The sequence below is a fragment of the Paraburkholderia tagetis genome (genome assembly GCF_022213065.1).
Lineage (GTDB): Bacteria > Pseudomonadota > Gammaproteobacteria > Burkholderiales > Burkholderiaceae > Paraburkholderia > Paraburkholderia tagetis.
Window position 1 is genome coordinate 66,626 of sequence record NZ_JAKLJA010000032.1, and the last position, 17,469, is coordinate 84,094.

18 protein-coding genes are annotated in these 17,469 nt (G+C 64.9%); 7 read left to right on the forward strand and 11 right to left on the reverse strand.

Going from position 1 to position 17,469, the window contains the following annotated elements:
* The first annotated feature begins 87 nt into the window (after window positions 1-87).
* Window positions 88-918, forward strand: coding sequence for a bifunctional DNA-formamidopyrimidine glycosylase/DNA-(apurinic or apyrimidinic site) lyase (gene mutM / locus L5014_RS28265; protein WP_238467099.1), 831 nt, complete (start codon window positions 88-90; stop codon window positions 916-918).
* Window positions 919-945: 27 nt separating this feature from the next.
* The gene (gene mutY, locus L5014_RS28270) at window positions 946-2,067 is read left to right on the forward strand and encodes an A/G-specific adenine glycosylase (RefSeq protein WP_238467100.1); all 1,122 of its coding nucleotides are present in this window, start codon (window positions 946-948) and stop codon (window positions 2,065-2,067) included.
* Window positions 2,068-2,129: 62 nt separating this feature from the next.
* On the opposite strand, the gene L5014_RS28275 is transcribed toward mutY, so the two are convergent.
* The 11 genes from L5014_RS28275 to kdsD form a co-directional block, all read right to left on the reverse strand.
* Window positions 2,130-2,768: an LON peptidase substrate-binding domain-containing protein gene (locus L5014_RS28275; RefSeq protein WP_238467101.1), complete on the reverse strand. Its 639-nt coding sequence runs from the start codon at window positions 2,766-2,768 to the stop codon at window positions 2,130-2,132.
* 41 nt (window positions 2,769-2,809) lie between these two features.
* Window positions 2,810-3,703: an RNase adapter RapZ gene (gene rapZ / locus L5014_RS28280; RefSeq protein WP_238467102.1), complete on the reverse strand. Its 894-nt coding sequence runs from the start codon at window positions 3,701-3,703 to the stop codon at window positions 2,810-2,812.
* A gap of 87 nt (window positions 3,704-3,790) precedes the next feature.
* Window positions 3,791-4,759, reverse strand: coding sequence for an HPr(Ser) kinase/phosphatase (hprK, locus tag L5014_RS28285; protein ID WP_028201859.1), 969 nt, complete (start codon window positions 4,757-4,759; stop codon window positions 3,791-3,793).
* A gap of 59 nt (window positions 4,760-4,818) precedes the next feature.
* Window positions 4,819-5,274 (reverse strand): PTS IIA-like nitrogen regulatory protein PtsN, encoded by a 456-nt coding sequence (ptsN, locus tag L5014_RS28290; protein WP_238467103.1) that lies wholly within the window; start codon window positions 5,272-5,274, stop codon window positions 4,819-4,821.
* 430 nt (window positions 5,275-5,704) lie between these two features.
* Window positions 5,705-6,061, reverse strand: a complete 357-nt coding sequence (gene hpf / locus L5014_RS28295) for a ribosome hibernation-promoting factor, HPF/YfiA family (protein ID WP_028219970.1) — start codon at window positions 6,059-6,061, stop codon at window positions 5,705-5,707.
* Window positions 6,062-6,239: 178 nt separating this feature from the next.
* Complete coding sequence (locus tag L5014_RS28300) at window positions 6,240-7,757, reverse strand: RNA polymerase factor sigma-54 (RefSeq protein WP_238467104.1); 1,518 nt, start codon at window positions 7,755-7,757, stop codon at window positions 6,240-6,242.
* A 357-nt stretch (window positions 7,758-8,114) separates the two neighbouring features.
* Window positions 8,115-8,906 (reverse strand): LPS export ABC transporter ATP-binding protein, encoded by a 792-nt coding sequence (gene lptB / locus L5014_RS28305; protein WP_238467105.1) that lies wholly within the window; start codon window positions 8,904-8,906, stop codon window positions 8,115-8,117.
* The gene (gene lptA / locus L5014_RS28310; RefSeq protein ID WP_238467106.1) at window positions 8,903-9,592 is read right to left on the reverse strand and encodes a lipopolysaccharide transport periplasmic protein LptA; all 690 of its coding nucleotides are present in this window, start codon (window positions 9,590-9,592) and stop codon (window positions 8,903-8,905) included. Before lptA ends, lptB begins: the two co-directional genes overlap by 4 nt.
* 31 nt (window positions 9,593-9,623) lie before the next feature.
* Complete coding sequence (gene lptC / locus L5014_RS28315) at window positions 9,624-10,226, reverse strand: LPS export ABC transporter periplasmic protein LptC (RefSeq protein WP_238467107.1); 603 nt, start codon at window positions 10,224-10,226, stop codon at window positions 9,624-9,626.
* Window positions 10,223-10,807, reverse strand: coding sequence for a KdsC family phosphatase (locus tag L5014_RS28320; RefSeq protein WP_238467108.1), 585 nt, complete (start codon window positions 10,805-10,807; stop codon window positions 10,223-10,225). The genes lptC and L5014_RS28320 overlap by 4 nt, the downstream gene beginning before the upstream one ends.
* Window positions 10,807-11,793: an arabinose 5-phosphate isomerase KdsD gene (kdsD, locus tag L5014_RS28325; RefSeq protein WP_238467109.1), complete on the reverse strand. Its 987-nt coding sequence runs from the start codon at window positions 11,791-11,793 to the stop codon at window positions 10,807-10,809. Before kdsD ends, L5014_RS28320 begins: the two co-directional genes overlap by 1 nt.
* Window positions 11,794-12,018: 225 nt before the next feature.
* Here kdsD and L5014_RS28330 point away from each other — a divergent pair, with 225 nt between their 5' ends.
* The 5 genes from L5014_RS28330 (at window position 12,019) to purU (ending at window position 17,293) form a co-directional block, all read left to right on the forward strand.
* On the forward strand, window positions 12,019-14,031 hold the full coding sequence (locus L5014_RS28330; protein WP_238467110.1) for a monovalent cation:proton antiporter family protein: 2,013 nt from the start codon (window positions 12,019-12,021) through the stop codon (window positions 14,029-14,031).
* Between the two features lie 124 nt (window positions 14,032-14,155).
* Window positions 14,156-14,728 (forward strand): adenine phosphoribosyltransferase, encoded by a 573-nt coding sequence (locus tag L5014_RS28335; RefSeq protein WP_238467111.1) that lies wholly within the window; start codon window positions 14,156-14,158, stop codon window positions 14,726-14,728.
* Window positions 14,729-14,796: 68 nt separating this feature from the next.
* Window positions 14,797-15,411: a LysE family translocator gene (locus L5014_RS28340; RefSeq protein ID WP_238467112.1), complete on the forward strand. Its 615-nt coding sequence runs from the start codon at window positions 14,797-14,799 to the stop codon at window positions 15,409-15,411.
* A gap of 61 nt (window positions 15,412-15,472) precedes the next feature.
* Window positions 15,473-16,354 (forward strand): NUDIX hydrolase, encoded by an 882-nt coding sequence (locus L5014_RS28345; protein WP_238467113.1) that lies wholly within the window; start codon window positions 15,473-15,475, stop codon window positions 16,352-16,354.
* 69 nt (window positions 16,355-16,423) lie between these two features.
* Window positions 16,424-17,293, forward strand: coding sequence for a formyltetrahydrofolate deformylase (purU, locus tag L5014_RS28350; protein WP_238467114.1), 870 nt, complete (start codon window positions 16,424-16,426; stop codon window positions 17,291-17,293).
* The last annotated feature ends 176 nt before the right edge of the window (window positions 17,294-17,469 follow it).

A 17,469-nucleotide genomic window follows, 5' to 3' on the forward strand; every position in this document is an offset into this window, starting at 1 on the left:
AATACGCGCACAACGATGACGCAAGTTGCAGACCAGCCCTGTTACGCTCGCCGGATCGTCCCGGCACAATCTCACAAGCCTTTAGACATGCCAGAACTGCCAGAAGTTGAAGTCACCCGCAGGGGCATCGAGCCGTGGGTCGCGGGCCGCCGCGTCGAGCGTGTGGACGTGCGCAATCCGGCCTTGCGCTGGCCCGTGCCGGCCACGCTCGCGCGCACGCTGCGCGGGCGCACGATTCGTTCCGTGGGCCGGCGCGGCAAGTATCTGCTGTTCGAGGTCGACGAGGGCTGGTTCATCGTTCATCTCGGCATGACCGGCACACTGCGCGTGTTACGCAATCTTCCAAAGCCGCCGGCCGCGGAAAAGCACGATCACGTCGACTGGCTATTCGACGACTTCACGCTGCGTTTTCGCGACCCGCGCCGCTTCGGCGCCGTGCTCTGGCATCCGCGCGAGGCGGGCGACGTACTCGGCCATCCGCTGCTCGCGAATCTCGGCATCGAGCCCTTTACGCCCGCATTCTCGGGCGCACTGCTGTTTCGCGAGACGCGCGGCCGCAAGGTTTCTGTCAAGCAGGCGCTGCTCGCCGGCGACATCGTGGTGGGCGTTGGCAATATCTACGCGTCGGAAAGTCTTTTTCGCGCGGGCATCCGGCCAACCACGGCCGCAGGGCGCGTCTCGCTCGCGCGCTACGAATTGCTTGCCGACGCCGTGCGCGCCGTGCTGGCCTCGGCGATTGAGAAGGGCGGCAGCACGCTGCGCGATTTCGTCGGCAGCAATGGTGAAAGCGGCTATTTCCAGCTCGAATACTTCGTTTATGACCGCGCGGGTCTGCCTTGCCGAGTATGCGGCACGCCGATCAAACAGATCGTGCAGGGCCAGCGGTCCACTTATTTCTGTCCGCGCTGTCAGCGCTGATTGCAAGCCCTTCCTGCAAGCTCTTCAATGTATCTTTCATCCGCAACTACCGAAAAGCCCGCTCCCGGTACTTATCCCGCCGATCTGCTCGCGAGCTTCGCGGCGCGCCTGATCGCGTGGCAGCGCGAGCATGGCCGTCACGATCTGCCATGGCAGAACACACGCGACCCCTATCGCATCTGGCTATCGGAAATCATGCTGCAGCAGACGCAGGTTTCCACGGTGATTCCGTATTACGCGCGGTTTCTCGAGCGCTTTCCCACCGTCGAGGCGCTCGCCGCCGCACCGATCGACGACGTGATGGCGCTCTGGGCCGGACTCGGCTACTACTCGCGTGCGCGCAATCTGTATCGCTGCGCGCAGGTGGTGGCCGAAGAGCACGGCGGCCGGTTTCCGTCGACAGTCGTTGGGCTTGCCGAGTTGCCTGGCATCGGCCGTTCGACGGCGGCGGCGATCGCATCGTTCGCGTTTGGCGTGCGCGCGACCATTCTTGATGGCAACGTGAAGCGCGTGCTGGCGCGCGTGTTCGGCGTGGAAGGTTTTCCCGGCGAGAAGCGCGTGGAGAACGCGATGTGGACGCTTGCCGAGTCGCTCGTGCCGGGCGGCGATGCCAGCGACGCCGACGTGAGCGCCTACACGCAAGGCCTGATGGATCTCGGCGCGACGCTCTGCACGCGCGGCAAGCCCGATTGCGAGCGCTGCCCGTTCGCGGACGATTGCGTCGCGAAGACGACAGGCCGTCAGCGCCAGTTGCCTGCCGCGCGTCCGAAGAAGGCGGTGCCCACGCGCCGCACGTGGATGCTCGTGCTGCTCGACGGCGACGCGGTGATGCTGGAGAAGCGCCCGCCCACGGGTATCTGGGGCGGCTTGTGGAGCCTGCCCGAAGCTGCTGGTGAAGCGGCGCTCGCAGACCGCGCGCAGACATTCGGCGCGATGGCGAAGGCATCGCCGCTCGCGTCGCTTACGCACACCTTCACGCACTTCAAGCTCGACATCGAGCCACGCATGGTCGAGTTCGAGCGCAAGGGCGCTGCGCTCGCGGTGAACGAAGGGGAAACGGTGTGGGTTCCGTTGCGCGAGATCGACGCCTATGGTGTGCCTGCGCCGGTGCGCAAGCTGCTCGACGGGCTGCGCGGCTCGCTGATCTGAGGCAAAAACGCGGGCAATAAGGTCGCAATAAGCTCGCAATAAGCAGCGCGGCGCGCTCCACGTTACAGCAACTGATGCTGCTGCATGTAGTGATGCACGATGTCGATGCGCGCACCGGCGTCGTTGAGCTCCATCAGCTTCTGGCGTGCGCGTAACGCAATCGGCAGGACTTCCGCGAGGCGGTTGGAGACCCACGAGGGATCGTCAAACCGGAACGGCTCCGCGAACGGCAGACTCGCCGCGTCGCGCTCGCGTATCGTCGCGATGATGCGCTCCAGCACCTCCGCACACGCGCCGAAGCGCGCGAGATGCTGCGAGCCTTCGAGCGGAATGTCGTCGGGCAGCGGCTCGGCCATGCCGACCAGCAAGCCATCGGCCTCCGTGCGATGCGAGAGCAGCCGAAAGCGCCGCGTGCCGTGCGCACGGATGAGCAGCATGCCGAATGTCTCGACGTCGCACTGTTCGATTTCGGCGAGACAGCCCACGTTTTCTGGGACCGCCGCAGTTTCATCGGGCTGCGCGACTTCGGCGCCGCTCTTGAGCAGGCACACGCCGAACGGTGTTTTCTCGCGCAGACATTCGCGCGCCATGTCCAGATAACGCGCTTCGAAGATTTTCAGCGGCAACAGGCCGCCGGGGAAGAGCACCGTATGCAGCGGAAAAAGCGGCAAATCGGCGAGCACGGCAGGAGAAGAGGACATGGCGCAACGCTTTCGGTTAAGGGCCGCGCGACGCGGCCGCGTTAGGCGATAAGCCGGGACGATTCTCCGACGTCGAGTGGCGCGTCGCGATGACGCACGATGACGTTCGACTCGCCGGCAAAGCGTGTGGCGAGCGTCTGGGCAATGTAGACCGAGCGATGCTGGCCGCCGGTACAGCCGATCGCGACGGTCAGATAGCTGCGGTTGTCGTCGCGGAAATGCGGCAGCCATTTCGCAACGAACGCGTAGATATCGTTGATCATTTCGTGGACGGCCGGCTGCGCGTTCAGAAACTCGATCACGGGCTCATCGAGCCCGGTGAGCGGCCGCAGACGGGCGTCGTAATGTGGGTTTGGCAGCGTGCGCACGTCGAACACGAGGTCCGCGTCAAGCGGCACGCCACGCTTGAAGCCGAACGATTCGAAGGTGAGCATCAGCGAGCCGCGGCCACCTTCGACAAACACCTTGATCCACTGGCGCAGCGCGTTGGCGCTCAGGTTGCTCGTGTCGACCTGATGGCCGAACTCGGCGAGATTCGCGACCAGTTCGCGCTCGTGCTCGATGGCCTCTTCAAGCGACTTGAGCATGCCGACGTTGGCGTCGTGCGTGACCGATCCGGAAAGCGGATGGCGGCGGCGCGTCTCGGAAAAGCGCTGGATGAGCGACTGCGTGCTCGCGTTGAGGAACAGCACGCGCACGTCGTGTTCGCGCGCGAGGTCGCGGATCATCTCCGGCATGTCCTCGAACGAGGAACTCGAGCGCGCGTCGATCGCCACCGCGAGACGCTCGTAGCCGTCTTCGGAGAGATATTGGGCGAGTTGCGGCAGAAACCGCGGCGGCAGGTTGTCGACGCAGAAATAGCCGACGTCTTCGAGCGCATTCAGCGCCACTGACTTGCCGGAGCCCGAAATGCCGGTGATCAGGATGATACGCATGAGAAAGAGGATGAACCCGATTGGGTCATCATAGCATTCGATCTACGCGGCGGTGATGACGCTCCGATGGCGCATCGCGTGAAGAATTCAGATCAGCTTGCCAGGGAACTGGCTGTCCGGGTCCTGCATGGCGAGGCGCTGGCGGTCCATGAAATCGCGCAGGGTATCGATGCCGCGCAATTGCAGGATGGTGTTGCGCACGGCGGCCTCGACGAGCACTGCAAGGTTGCGGCCTGCCGCCACCTGGATCGTGACCTTGCTGATGGGCAGGCCGAGCACGTCCACCGTCTGGCTTTCCAGCGGCAGGCGCTGGAATTCGCCATCGGGCCGGCGCACCAGTTGCACGATGAGTTTGAGCTTCATCTTCCGGCGCACTGCGGTCTCACCGAAGATCGTCTTGATGTCGAGCAGGCCGAGACCCCGCACTTCGAGCAGGTTCTGCAGCAGTGGAGGGCAGCGGCCTTCGACGAAATCGGGGCCGAGGCGCACGAAGTCCACGGCGTCGTCGGCCACGAGGCCGTGGCCGCGGCTGATGAGCTCGAGCCCGAGCTCGCTCTTGCCGAGGCCGGAGTCGCCGGTGAGCAGCACGCCCATGCCGAGAATGTCGAGGAACACGCCGTGCAGCGTCGCGCGCGGCGCGAGAATGCGCGACATATAGAGGCGCAGGCTGTCGATGACCGTGGCCGCCGACATGGGCGTCGTAAAGAGCGGCGTGGAGGAGCGCGTGCAGCGCAGCACCAGTTCTGGCGGCGCGGTCATACCGTCGGCGACCACGAGGAACGGCGGTTCGAGCGCGATGAGCTCGGCCATGTGGCGCGAGCGGTCTTCGTCGGTCTGGCGCTGGTAGTAGTGGATCTCGGCGTCGCCGAGCACCTGAATGCGGTTCGGGTGGATCAGGTTCAGGTGGCCGACGAGGTCAGCACTTGCCGTCGCCGTTGCCACCGTCTCGGTCGAGAAACCGCGTTCCCAGCCTTCGTGCCCCGTCAGCCAGCTGAGCTTCAGCGTGGTGGCGTTGTCGTCGAAGATGCTTTGGGCGTTGATGCTGGAAGTGTCCATGAGTCCTGGCGCAAAAATGCGCAAAAAACCACGAGTTACATCTTGGGCCGCACGTTACGTCAAGGTTGCCACTGGGTGAGCAGACGATGCAACGTCTCGCGATTTTCCTCAGTATGCAGCCGTTCGCGTGTTTCGCGGTCCGACAGCAGTTGGGCGATCTCGGACAGTATTTCAAGGTGCTGCTGCGTGGCCTGTTCCGGCACGAGCAGGAAAATGAGGAGCGAGACGGGCTGGCCGTCCGGTGCTTCGAAGGGAATCGGGTCGGCAAGACGCACAAACGCCGCGAGCGGCTGCTTCAGGCCCTTGATGCGTCCGTGCGGAATGGCCACGCCTTCACCGAGGCCGGTGGAGCCGAGGCGCTCGCGCGCGAACAGATTGTCGGTAACCGTGCTGCGGGCAATGCCGTTCTGGTTTTCGAAGATCAGGCCAGCTTGTTCGAAGACGCGCTTTTTGCTGGTAACGGACAGGCCGACGACGACGTTCTCGATGGGAAGTATTTTGGCTAAACGATTCATGTTGGCAGGCGAAAACGTGGCCTGAATGCTCCTCACACCGACAATTGGCGCAGTTCATGCGCGAGGCGGCACGCCGTTGCGCGCAGGAGAGTCCTGCGCAGCCGGCAACTCGCCTGGCAAGACCAGCGCGGTGCCGGGACCGTGGGGTCGTATTGCCCCGAAAGTGACTGGACCATTATAGAACAAGCGTACTGGCCGATGGTGCGATGCGCCATGCATCGGCGCAACCATTGTCGCCCGGTTGCACCCGCGAGCACCGTTCGATGCCTGACATACGGACTATGCACAGTGGGTAGCCCACGAAAAAGCCGCCCAGCGAGGGCGGCTTCGTTTGCAGCCTGTTCGAGGCCAGATTTCGCGCGTTCACTCACGCCGGCAATCGGTGCAATCGGCGCAATCGGGGTCGCATAAGCTCCGGAAGCTCAATGCGTTATTGCGGCGGAACTTCGATCGGGGCGGCCGGCTGATACTTGAGCGACTCGTGCTGATGCCCCTGCAGGCGGTCCTTGTGACGCACGACCTGGCGGTCTAGCTTGTCGACCACGAGATCGATGGCGGCATACATGTCGCCGTTTGCGCTCTCCACGAAAATATCCTTGCCTTTCAGATGAAGGTTCACTTCAACCTTCTGTCTCTTGTCCTTTTCCTTATGGTTGTCGACCGAGAGGACCACATTGCCATCGATGACCTGATCGAAATGTCTTAGCACCCTGTCCAGTTTGGTGATCACGTATTCTCGCAACGCTGGCGTTACTTCGAGATGGTGTCCACTGATCTTCAGATTCATAGTGCTTCTCCAGGCTATTGGCCGCGTGACGCGTGAAGCGCGGCTGTGCCGGTCGACTGACTCGCCCAAGTCGTGCGGCTCCCCGAAAGGCCGTTACGAGAGGGCTAGCTCGACCGGCCATCTCCGCCAACTGGCGCCGCGGCCGGAAAATGCCCATTCCGCAAAGGCCGGAACAGGCCTAAAGAGACTTGCGCAGATTGACCGCTGGAATCCTCAGTGCTTCGCGGTATTTCGCGACAGTGCGTCGCGCCACCACGAAACCCTGTTCAGCCAGCAGTTCGGCTATGCGGCTGTCCGAAAGAGGGGATTTGGCGTTCTCGGCTCCTATGAGTTGCTTGATGAGGGCGCGGATGGCGGTAGACGATGCTGCGCCTCCCGTGTCCGTTGAAACATGCGATCCGAAGAAGTACTTAAATTCAAGTGTCCCGAATGGAGTCAGCATGTATTTACCGGTTGTCACACGCGAGACAGTTGATTCGTGTAGGCCCAGCGTATCAGCAATCTCCCTCAAAACCAAGGGGCGCATGGCAATCTCGCCGTGAGCGAAAAAGTTCTTCTGACGCTCGACGATCGCCTGCGCGACGCGCAGGATCGTCTCGAAGCGCTGCTGGATGTTCTTGATGAGCCAGCGCGCTTCCTGCAACTGCTGCCGCAATGATCCGCTGCCCGGGTCGCCCCGGTTATTGCGCAAGATGTTGGCGTACAGGTGGTTGATGCGCAGCTTCGGCACTACTTCCGGATTGAGCTCGGCGTGCCAGTTCTGGCCCGCCTTTTTCACGATGATGTCCGGCACCACATAGTCGGCCTCGGCCTTGCCGTACGCCGCGCCCGGAAACGGTTCGAGCGAGCGGATCAGCGTATGCGCCTCGCGTAGATCGTCGTCGCCGGCCTTCAGTTGCTTGCGCAAACGCGTGAAGTCGCGCGCGGCGAGCAGTTCCAGATGGTTCGACACGATCTCGAGCGCGAGCGTGCGCGTAGGCGACGAAACGATGCGCAGCAATTGCAGCTTCAGGCACTCCGACGCCGAGCGCGCACCCACGCCCGCCGGGTCGAAACTGTGCAGCAGGGCGAGCGCCGCGCTCAGTTCGTCGGCGTCGACTTCAAGCTCTTCCGGGATATCGGCAAGAATCTCTTCGCAGGTCGCCGAGAGGTAGCCGTCGTCGTCGAGCGATTCGATCAGAAACGTAATGAGCGCGCGGTCGCGCGGGCTCGCATTGGTCTCGCGCAGTTGCGCAGTCAGATGGTCGCGCAGTGTGGTGGTCGACTCGTGAATTTGCAGCGGCGGCAGGTCGTCGTCGTCGGAAGCGCTGCCGGAGCGGCCGTAGTCGTCGAGGTTCCACTGGCTTGCCTCGCCATTCGCATCGCCGCCGAGGCCGTCGTATTCGTCGACGCCGCGCGGCTCGCCTTCGCCGTTTTCGTTGCTGCTGCCGGACGACGATGTGCCGTTGCCCGCGCCCTGCATCGGTTCGATGCCCGAGGGCGTGGGCGGCTGGGCGATGACCGAGCCGTCCGCGGCCACGCGCAGCGGGCTCGCGATCCAGTCATCCTCGTTTTCGAGCAACGGGTTCTGCGCGATCGCCGTGGCGACCTCTTGTTGCAGTTCGAGCGTCGACAACTGCAGCAGCCGGATGGACTGTTGTAGCTGCGGAGTGAGCGCAAGATGCTGCGAGAGGCGGAGTTGGAGGCTGGCTTTCATGGCAGTGTGCGATTCATTGTAAAGAGTTTGCCACGCTCGCGATACCAAGAAACATTCGCAAAAACGCGCGTGCCGTGCAGTCGTCCGCAGGGCGCTCGCGAGTGCGAATTTGGTGCGCAAACAGGAGCATGCGAGGGGCGTGCGGGACCCTCGCACACGCGCCTGCGCACCGCCCGCGCAATTCGCCGCGCATGAGCTTCACTGGGCGGACCGGGTCGACGCCAGCGGGCAAGTACAACAGAAAACTCGGGGGAATTGAAGGTGGGGCGGGCGGCGCCTCGCCAGGCCTTGCTCGCCTGGGTGCGGCGAGCGGAGTCCGGGGCGCGCAGGGTGTCGGGCGCGCCCCGGGCCGGCGTATCACATGCGGAAATGTTCGCCGAGATAGACGCGGCGCACGTTCTCGTTCTCGATAATCTCGCCGGGGGCGCCGGCGGCGAGCACGCTGCCGTCGCTGATGATGTACGCGTGGTCGCAGATGCCAAGCGTCTCGCGCACGTTGTGGTCCGTGATCAGCACGCCGATGTTGCGCTGCTTCAGGAACTTCACGATCTTCTGGATTTCCAGCACGGCGATCGGGTCGACGCCCGCAAACGGCTCGTCGAGCAGGATGAAGCTCGGATCGGTTGCGAGTGCGCGCGCGATTTCCACGCGGCGGCGCTCGCCACCCGAAAGCGAGAGCGCCGGATTGTCGCGCAGGTGCGCGATCTGGAGCTCGTCGAGGAGCGCGTCGGAGCGCGTGGCGATGGCATCCTTCGACAGATGCTTGCCGTGCTCGTCGGTCTGCAGTTCCAGCACCGCGCGGATGTTCTCTTCCACGGTGAGCTTGCGGAACACGGAAGCTTCCTGCGGCAGATACGAAAGGCCGAGCGCCGCGCGCTTGTGGATGGGCAAGAGGCTGATCGACTCGCCGTCGAGGTCGATCTCGCCCGCGTCGAGCGGCACGAGGCCGACGATCATGTAGAACGACGTGGTTTTGCCCGCGCCGTTGGGTCCGAGCAGCCCGACCACTTCGCCGCTCTTCACGTCGAGCGAGACGTCCTTGACGACGGTGCGCGAGCCATAGCGCTTCTTGAGGCTGCGCACGACGAGCGAGCTCGTCTTGCCCGCGGCCGGGCGCTGATGGATGGGGGAGGCGGTGGCGGTGTTCATTGCGGCGCTCCCTTGAGTGTCGTGGCGGGCGCGAGCGTGGCGGCGCTGCCGGTGAGCGGCTGTGCGCCGCCGTTGCGCGGCGAGAGCATCGCGCGCACGCGGCCCTTCGGATTGCCGGGGCCCGCGACGTCCGAGCCCGACTTCGCGGTGTAGAAGTCGTTCTGGCCGTCATAGGTGACGACGCTGCCGTGGACCGTGTCCATTACCGTCGAGAGGCCTTGCAGGCGCCGCACCGTCGCGCGCGTGGTGAGCGTGGTGAGATCCTGCTTGCCGTCGTAGTCGATGCGCTCGGCGGTGCCATCGACGTATTCGTCGATGCCTTCGCGCTTCTGGCGGAAGTAGGCAAGCCGGGTTTCGGGCGTACCGGGCGCCACCGTGCCGGTGGCGTACTGGTAGCCCTGCGGGTCTTGCGTGACGACGAGCTTGTCGGCCTTGATCAGGATCGTGCCCTTCGTGGCAACCACGTGGCCGGTGAAGACGGTCTGCTGCTTCAGGTCGTCGTACGTCATGTTGTCCGCTTCGATGTTGAGCGGCTTGTCTTTGTCGGCGCGCTCGGCGTGCGCGGCGGGTGCGATGCACGCGAGCGGGAGCGCGGCCGCGAGCGCGGTCAGCGCCGCGAACGCTGCGCGGCGCCAGCCCTGTGCGAGCGGGCGGCCGGACAAAGGTCGGGGAAGCGAATCGTTCATGCAGTCGTGCCTTGGGTGGACGGCCCGGGGATCAGGACGAGCCGCCGGAGTCAACCGGGGCGATCGCGCCGCGGACGTTGCCGAAGAGCTGGATGACCCGGGTGACATTGTTGTAGTTCATGCCGCTGGTGGCCGTCATGACCGACTGGCCGCGACGAAGTTTAACCGGCTTTTCGGTCAGGATCACATCGTCGTTCACGAGCACGCGGAAATGCTCGGAATCAGCCTGCATATCGGGATCGCCGATGCCAGCGGCACGCAGAATACGCGCGTTGTCGTACAGGTCGACGATCGAGGCGTCGCCGTTGACCGTGCCGCGCTGTCCCGTGGCCGTGACCACCGGCTTGCCGGGCTGGAACGCGCGCACCGCGGGCATCGAGAGGTCGCTGTTCGAGTCGTCCTCGTAATGCACCATGTGGGCGGCGGTGAGGCGATATTGCGTGGAGCCGGACTGGTCGAGTTCGGAGACCGAGAAGTTGTCGGCGAAATAGTCGGGCGTGTGCGTGAGCGGACGCGGTGCGGCTTCGTTCTCGCGCGGCTTGACGGCCTGCATCAGCCACCACGTGAAGCCGGCAAGCACAGCCACGCAGACGAGCGGCACGAGCGCGGTGAGGCGAAACTTCTGCTGCCTCATTGGGCCACTCCACGGGACCCCGCGTGAGACTCTACTGCGTGCGGGGCGCAAGCCGCGGCGAGCATCGCGTCGTAATGGCCCTGGGCGCGCAGGATCAGGTCGGTAACTTCGCGCACGGCGCCGTGGCCGCCCGTTTTGTCCGTGACCCAGTGGGCGCGCGCGAGCACTTCCGGATGCGCGTTCGCAGGCGCGGCGCCAAACCCGCACTGAAGCATCACGGCGAGGTCGGGCCAGTCGTCGCCCATATAGCCGCACTGCTCGCGCGTGACGCCGGTCTCGGCGAGCAAGGCCTCGAACGCGACGCGCTTGTCCTCGACGCCCTGATACAGATGCGTGATGCGCAATTCCTTCGCGCGCGCGGCGACGATCTCCGAGCGACGCCCGGTGATGATGGCCGTGTCGATGCCGGCTTCGCGCAGGAGCTTCGCGCCGTGGCCGTCGAGCGAGTTGAAGTCTTTCATGGTGTCGCCTGCGCCCGTGAACAGCAGGCCGCCGTCGGTGAGCACGCCGTCGACGTCGAAAATCATCAAGCGCACGCGCGCCGCACGCGCGTTCGCGTCAAGCCCGGGGGCCGCATTCATCAGATCACCTTCTTGGAGAACAGGTCGTGCATATTGAGTGCGCCGATCAGCGCGCCTTCGGCGTCCACCACCAGCATCTGATTGATGCGATAGCGCTCCATCAGTTCCACGGCTTCGATTGCAAGCTGGTCGGGACCGATCGTGCGCGGGCCCTTCGTCATCACCTGGGCGATCGGCTGGTCGCGGAAATCACCCACGCGCTCGAGCACGCGCCGCAGGTCGCCGTCGGTGAAAATGCCGGCCACATGGTCTTCTTCGTCGACGATGGCGGTCATGCCCATGCGCTTGGCGGTCAGCTGAATCAGCGCGTCGCGCACGGTGGCGCTCTTGGGCACCTTGGGGATCGCGTCGCCGATGCGCATCACGTCGCGCACATAGGTGAGCAGGCGCCGGCCGAGCGCGCCGCCGGGGTGGGAGCGCGCGAAGTCGTCGGCGCCGAAGCCGCGCGCGTCGAGCACCGCGACCGCGAGCGCGTCGGAAAGCGCGAGCGCCGCCGTCGTGCTGGCCGTGGGCGCGAGATTCAGCGGGCAGGCTTCTTTCGCGACGCCGGCGTCCAGATGCACGTCGCTAAGCTTGCCGAGCGTGGACTGCGGGCGGTTGCCCGTCATGCCGATGAGCTTCGCGCCAATGCGCTTGACGAGCGGCAGGATCGCGACGAGCTCTTCCGATTCGCCGGAATTGGACAGGCCGATGAAGACGTCGTCGGCGGTCACCATGCCGAGGTCGCCGTGGCTCGCTTCGGCGGGATGCACGAAGAACGCCGGCGTGCCGGTGGAGGCGAGGGTGGCCGCGAGTTTGCGGGCAATGTGGCCCGATTTGCCGATGCCGGAGACGACCACGCGTCCACGGCAACTGAGGATGAGATCGACTGCGCCGACGAAGCTGTCGTCGAGCCGGTCGCGAAGCCCGCGCACGGCGTCAGCTTCGATGTCGAGCACGTCGCGAGCGAGCGTCAGCGCCCTGTCGCCATTGATTTTCGCTATCATTCGCGGAGTATAGCAAAGGCGTATGTGCGCCGCGCCGGCGCCCCCAGCGCGAAAGCCCCGGCTTTTGCCGCGTTTGCGCCTCTCTTCCGCAGTACTTCAAGTACTTCCCTTAGATCCCGATTTGCGCCGATGATGGACCCGACCGGCGCAGACACAATTTGTATCGCCGGCAACGCACGCCTGCGCCACGCGTTGGCAACGTTTTGAACGAGGACGCTTCACACGATGATTTCCCCGCTGGAAATAACGTTGTTCCTGCTGCTCGCCTCGGTGGTTGGCGTCGTGCTGTTCCGTTACCTGAACCTGCCGCCGATGCTCGGCTATCTCACGGTCGGCATTCTGGTCGGCCCGCGTGCGCTCGGCATCGTGCCGAACACGGCGGGCGCGCAGAATCTGGCCGAGTTCGGCGTCGTGTTCCTGATGTTCTCGATCGGCCTCGAGTTCTCGCTCTCCAAGCTGCGCGCGATGCGGCGCGCCGTGTTCGGACTCGGGCTTTCGCAGGTCATGGGCACGATCGTGGTCGCGCTTCTGGTCGGACTCGCGCTCGCGCCGTGGGCGCACATCACCTGGCAGGCGTGTATCGCGCTCGGCGGCGCGCTCGCCATGTCGTCCACGGCGATCGTGAGCAAGATGCTGGCGGAGCGGTTGGAGATCGAGTCCGAACACGGCCGCAACATTCTCGGTGTGCTGCTGTTCCAGGATCTCGCTGTGGTGCCGCTGCTCATCGTGATCGCGGCCTTCGGCGGCGATTCGAAGTCGCTCATCGAGTCGCTCGGCATGGCCGCCGTCAAGATCGTGCTCGCGCTCGGCATTCTGCTCATCGTCGGGCAGAAGTTCATGACGCGCTGGTTCAACGTGGTCGCGCGGCGCCGCTCGCAGGAGCTGTTCGTGCTGAACGTGCTGCTCGTCACGCTGGGCGCGGCGTTCATCACCGACAAATTTGGCCTCTCGCTCGCGCTCGGCGCGTTCATCGCGGGCATGTTGATCGCCGAGACGCCGTACAAGCATCAGGTGGAAGAGGACATCAAGCCGTTTCGCGACGTGCTGCTGGGGCTCTTCTTCGTGACCACGGGCATGCTGCTCAATCCGCACGTGATCTGGCAGCACCCGTTCATGGTGGCCGCGTTCGTGATCGGGCCGGTGGTGCTCAAGGCCGTGCTCATTACGGCGCTCACGCGCCTCTTTGGCGCCTCGCCGGGCGTGGCGATGCGCACGGGCCTCGGCCTCGCGCAGGCTGGCGAATTCGGCTTTGTGCTGCTGAACCTCATTCTGGACAAGCATCTCGTCGATCCCACGCTGCTTCAGGCAATCCTCGCCGCGATGCTGCTCTCGATGCTCGCGGCGCCGTTCCTGATCCAGAACGCCGATCGCATCGTGCTGCGCCTGTCGTCCACGGAATGGATGCAACAGTCGCTGATGATGACGCGCATCGCCACGCAGAGCATCAAGCAGAGCGGCCATGTGATCGTGTGCGGCTACGGCCGCGCGGGGCAGAACCTGGCGCGCATGCTCGAACACGAAGGGCTCTCGTATGTGGCGCTCGACCTCGACCCCGATCGCGTGTCCGCGGCGGCTACGGCGGGCGAGTCGGTGGTGTTCGGCGATGCGGCGCGGCGCGAGTCGCTGGTGGCGGCGGGCATCCACCGCGCCGCGGCCGTGGCCATCACCTACGCGAACACGCAGTCCGCGCTGCGCGTGCTGCATCACATCCACGAACTGGAACCCACGTTGCCCGTGATCGTGCGCACCGTGGATGACGCCGATCTCGAGCGCCTGCTCGCCGCCGGCGCGACCGAGGTGATTCCCGAGATCGTGGAGGGCAGTCTGATGCTCGCCTCGCACATGCTCGTGGTGATGGGCGTGCCGATGCGCCGCGTGGTGCGGCGCGTGGAAGAAATGCGCGACGAGCGCTACAGCATGCTGCGCGGCTACTTCCACGGCACCGACGATATGGGCGAGGACGGTCACGAGCAGGTGCGGCTACAATCCGTACCGGTCGACGCACGCGCCGAGGCGGTGGGCCGCACGCTCGCCGATCTGGGTCTTTTCGACATCGGCGTGGAGGTGACGGCGATTCGCCGGCACGGCATTCGCGGCGTGGAACCCGACCCATCGACGAAGCTGCGCGAAGCGGACATCGTCGTGCTGCGCGGCCTGCCCGAGCAACTGGCGCAAGCCGAGGAGCGCCTCTCGCGCCACCGCAAGGCGAGCGCCGCCGGCGCGGGCGCGGCGGCCTGAGGGCTGCGGGCGCACGCGCCGCAGTTCACCGTCACAGAACCTGCAATACGCGGCGCAGCGCTTTCGGGGTCCCGCCCCGTTTATCCGAATCCTTTCCTCATTCTTGCCATTACCCGGAGCAATCATGTCCAACGCACCTGCGAACGCGAACGCGAGCGCCGAAGCCTCGAAGTTCGTCAACAGCCTGATCCGCACGGTGCCCGACTGGCCTCAGCCGGGGGTGCAATTCCGCGATATCACGCCGCTCATCGGCGACCCGAAGGGCTTGCGCGTGCTGATCGACCTGTTCGTGGAGCGTTATGTCGATGCGAAGCTCGATTACGTGGCGGGCCTGGACGCGCGCGGCTTCATCATTGGGCCGATCGTCGCGTACGAACTGAACGTGGGCTTCATTCCGATCCGCAAGATCGGCAAGCTGCCGTACACGACGGTTTCCGAGACCTACAAGCTGGAATATGGCGAATCCACCGTCGAGATTCACGAAGACGCCTGCGCGAAGGGCGACCGCGTCGTGATCGTCGACGACCTGATCGCCACGGGCGGCACCATGCTCGCGGGCAAGCTGCTGCTCGAGCGGCTGGGCGCGACGGTGGTGGAGGGCGCGGCGATCATCGACTTGCCGGAACTGGGCGGCTCGAAGCTGCTGACCGAAGCGGGCCTGCCGCTCTTCACCGTGACCGCCTTCGGCGGTCATTGAGCGGTTTTGCGCAGTTATTGCACAGTTATTGCGCAGTTATTGAGCTGCTCCATTGACGGACTGATCCCATGCCCAACTTCGCGCTCTTTCTCGCCACCTCGATCGCCATCACCTTTGCGCCCGGCCCCGACAATCTGCAGGTGCTCGCACGCGGCATCTCGCAGGGGCGTGCCGCGGGCCTCGTGGCCGCGCTCGGCTTTGCCGCGGGCGTGACGTTCCATACCACGCTCGCCGCGCTCGGCATTGCCGCTGTGCTGCGTTCGTCGCCGCTCGCGTTCCAGATCCTCAAGCTCGCGGGCGCGGCTTACCTCGTCTGGATCGGCGTGAAGGCGCTCCGAAGCCAGGGGCTCGCCGCGGCGGGCGACCGGCCGCGCCAGCCGCTTGCCGCGATCTTTCGCCAGAGCGTGCTCGGCAACATCATGAATCCGAAGGTGACGCTCTTCTTCGTCGTGTTCCTGCCGCAGTTCGTCGATACGCACGGCGCGCAGGGCGTCACGCTGCAAATGCTCGAACTCGGTCTCGTGTTCATGGCGCAGACCGTGGTGGTGTTCTCGGTGTTCGGCCTGTGCGCGGGTACCATCGGCGGCTGGCTCAAGCGCCGGCCGCGCGCGGGCGTGTGGCTCGACCGCCTCGCCGGGATCACCTTCATCGCCATCGGCATTCGCGTCGCGCTGCGCGACTGAGCACATGTCGGCGCGCACTAGTGGACCTCACAGCGCGCGCGACCACCGGAGTCTTTCGACGATGACCTTGCCTTGCATCACCGACGCGCGCCGTTTCGACCCGGGCGCGCATCTGCCGTTTTTCTTCGGCGACGAACGCGTGGGCTGGATCCGCCGCGGCGACGTCGCGTTGCTCGCGCGCTGGTCCGACGTCTTCGAAATCGTTGATTTTGGCAACAGCGCAGACGAGCGCGCGCGCGTGACGCTCGCCGCGAAGTTCGACAACGTGACGGCGCGCAGCGCGGCGCTCTCCGCCGTGATCGGCGCGCTCGCCGCCGAGGGCCGCATTCCGGGCTGGCGCGACGAAACCTACGCGATCCGCAACGCCTTCGACGCGCCGCCGCTCGCTTTCATCGAGCGCGCCGCCTCGCGCTTTTTCGGCACGATGACGTATGCGGTGCATTTGAACGGCATCGTAGAATACCCAGCTTCTGCGTCGTCCCGTGCGCCGCAACTGTGGATCGCGCGCCGCAGCGACACCAAGGCCACCGACCCCGGCATGCTGGACAACGTCGTGGCGGGCGGCATCGGCTGGGGCTTCGGTGTCGAGGCCACGCTCGTGAAGGAATGCTGGGAAGAAGCGGGCATTGCCGCCGAACTTGCTTCACAGGCCAGGCCAGGTCGCACCGCGCACGTGCTGCAGTCGCTGCCCGAAGGCACCCAGGCCGAGCAGATCTTTGTCTACGACCTCGCGCTGCCCGAGGACTTCGTGCCGCACAATCAGGACGGCGAAGTCGGCGAGCACCGCCTCGCGCGCATCGACGAAGCCGCGCGCTGGATCGAAGAGGGCAAGATGACGGTGGACGCGAGTCTCGCCACGCTCGATCTGCTGCTGCGCCGCCAATGGATAGACGAAGACGCGTGCGAGGGCATCGCCGCGATCTTCGAGGCGCCGACGCTGTGAAAGGGCGCCGGTTTTGAAGTACCGAAAGCCCTTCTGAATCACAAAGAATTGACGGGAGTTACCAAGGTCATGTCGACCGATCACAGCTTCATTCTCAAACTGTCGTGCGCCGACCGGCCGGGCATCGTGCATGCCGTGTCGGGTTTCCTGTTCGATCGCGGCAGCAACATTCTCGATTCGGCCCAGTTCGGCGACAGCCATACGGGCGAGTTCTTCATGCGCGTGCACTTCCAGCAGGTGGGCGGCGACCCGGGCCTCGACGGCCTGCGTGCCGCGTTCGCGCCGCTTGCCGACGAGTTCGGCATGCGCTGGGAGCTGCACGACGCGAACGTAAAGCCGCGCGTGGTCATCATGGTCTCGAAGATCGGCCACTGCCTGAACGATCTGCTGTTCCGCTACCGCACCGGCCAGCTCGCCATCGAGATTCCCGCGATCATCTCGAATCACAAGGAGTTCTATCAACTTGCGGCGAGCTACAACATTCCGTTTCATCACTTCCCGCTGCTCGGCGGCAGCGATGCGGACAAGGCCGCACAGGAAGCACGCGTGCTCGACGTGGTGAACGGCGAGCGCGCCGACCTCGTGGTGCTCGCACGCTACATGCAGATTCTCTCGCCGCAGCTGTGCGCGGCGCTCGAAGGCCGCGCGATCAACATTCACCATTCGTTCCTGCCGAGCTTCAAGGGTGCGAAGCCGTACTACCAGGCGTTCGATCGCGGCGTGAAGCTGATCGGTGCAACGGCGCATTACGTGACGTCCGATCTCGACGAAGGCCCGATCATCGAGCAGGAAGTCGAGCGCGTGGATCACAACATGACGCCGGACCAACTCACCGCGATCGGCCGCGACGTGGAGTGCGTGACGCTCGCGCGCGCGGTGAAGTGGCATGTCGAGCATCGCATCGTGCTCAACGGACACAAGACGGTGGTGTTCCGCTAATCGGCCCTGGCCCGTCTCTCTCGGCGCTGCGGCAACTCGCCATAGCGTGCCACGCCAGGGCAATCGCATGAAATGTAAAAACGCCTGTCACAAAAGTTGTAAACCCGCGCCATGACGCGTTTACTCTGGCTTTTGCCCGGAGAAGACCCCATGCAGGACGTGCTGAGCATCGAGGA

Excerpts from the sequence above, each read along its gene's own strand:
- mutM (WP_238467099.1), top strand. The coding sequence starts at position 88 with ATGCCAGAACTGCCAGAAGTTGAAGTCACCCGCAGGGGCATCGAGCCG.
- mutY (WP_238467100.1), top strand. The coding sequence starts at position 946 with ATGTATCTTTCATCCGCAACTACCGAAAAGCCCGCTCCCGGTACTTAT.
- L5014_RS28275 (WP_238467101.1), bottom strand. The coding sequence starts at position 2,768 with ATGTCCTCTTCTCCTGCCGTGCTCGCCGATTTGCCGCTTTTTCCGCTG.
- rapZ (WP_238467102.1), bottom strand. The coding sequence starts at position 3,703 with ATGCGTATCATCCTGATCACCGGCATTTCGGGCTCCGGCAAGTCAGTG.
- hprK (WP_028201859.1), bottom strand. The coding sequence starts at position 4,759 with ATGGACACTTCCAGCATCAACGCCCAAAGCATCTTCGACGACAACGCC.
- ptsN (WP_238467103.1), bottom strand. The coding sequence starts at position 5,274 with ATGAATCGTTTAGCCAAAATACTTCCCATCGAGAACGTCGTCGTCGGC.
- hpf (WP_028219970.1), bottom strand. The coding sequence starts at position 6,061 with ATGAATCTGAAGATCAGTGGACACCATCTCGAAGTAACGCCAGCGTTG.
- L5014_RS28300 (WP_238467104.1), bottom strand. The coding sequence starts at position 7,757 with ATGAAAGCCAGCCTCCAACTCCGCCTCTCGCAGCATCTTGCGCTCACT.
- lptB (WP_238467105.1), bottom strand. The coding sequence starts at position 8,906 with ATGAACACCGCCACCGCCTCCCCCATCCATCAGCGCCCGGCCGCGGGC.
- lptA (WP_238467106.1), bottom strand. The coding sequence starts at position 9,592 with ATGAACGATTCGCTTCCCCGACCTTTGTCCGGCCGCCCGCTCGCACAG.
- lptC (WP_238467107.1), bottom strand. The coding sequence starts at position 10,226 with ATGAGGCAGCAGAAGTTTCGCCTCACCGCGCTCGTGCCGCTCGTCTGC.
- L5014_RS28320 (WP_238467108.1), bottom strand. The coding sequence starts at position 10,807 with ATGAATGCGGCCCCCGGGCTTGACGCGAACGCGCGTGCGGCGCGCGTG.
- kdsD (WP_238467109.1), bottom strand. The coding sequence starts at position 11,793 with ATGATAGCGAAAATCAATGGCGACAGGGCGCTGACGCTCGCTCGCGAC.
- L5014_RS28330 (WP_238467110.1), top strand. The coding sequence starts at position 12,019 with ATGATTTCCCCGCTGGAAATAACGTTGTTCCTGCTGCTCGCCTCGGTG.
- L5014_RS28335 (WP_238467111.1), top strand. The coding sequence starts at position 14,156 with ATGTCCAACGCACCTGCGAACGCGAACGCGAGCGCCGAAGCCTCGAAG.
- L5014_RS28340 (WP_238467112.1), top strand. The coding sequence starts at position 14,797 with ATGCCCAACTTCGCGCTCTTTCTCGCCACCTCGATCGCCATCACCTTT.
- L5014_RS28345 (WP_238467113.1), top strand. The coding sequence starts at position 15,473 with ATGACCTTGCCTTGCATCACCGACGCGCGCCGTTTCGACCCGGGCGCG.
- purU (WP_238467114.1), top strand. The coding sequence starts at position 16,424 with ATGTCGACCGATCACAGCTTCATTCTCAAACTGTCGTGCGCCGACCGG.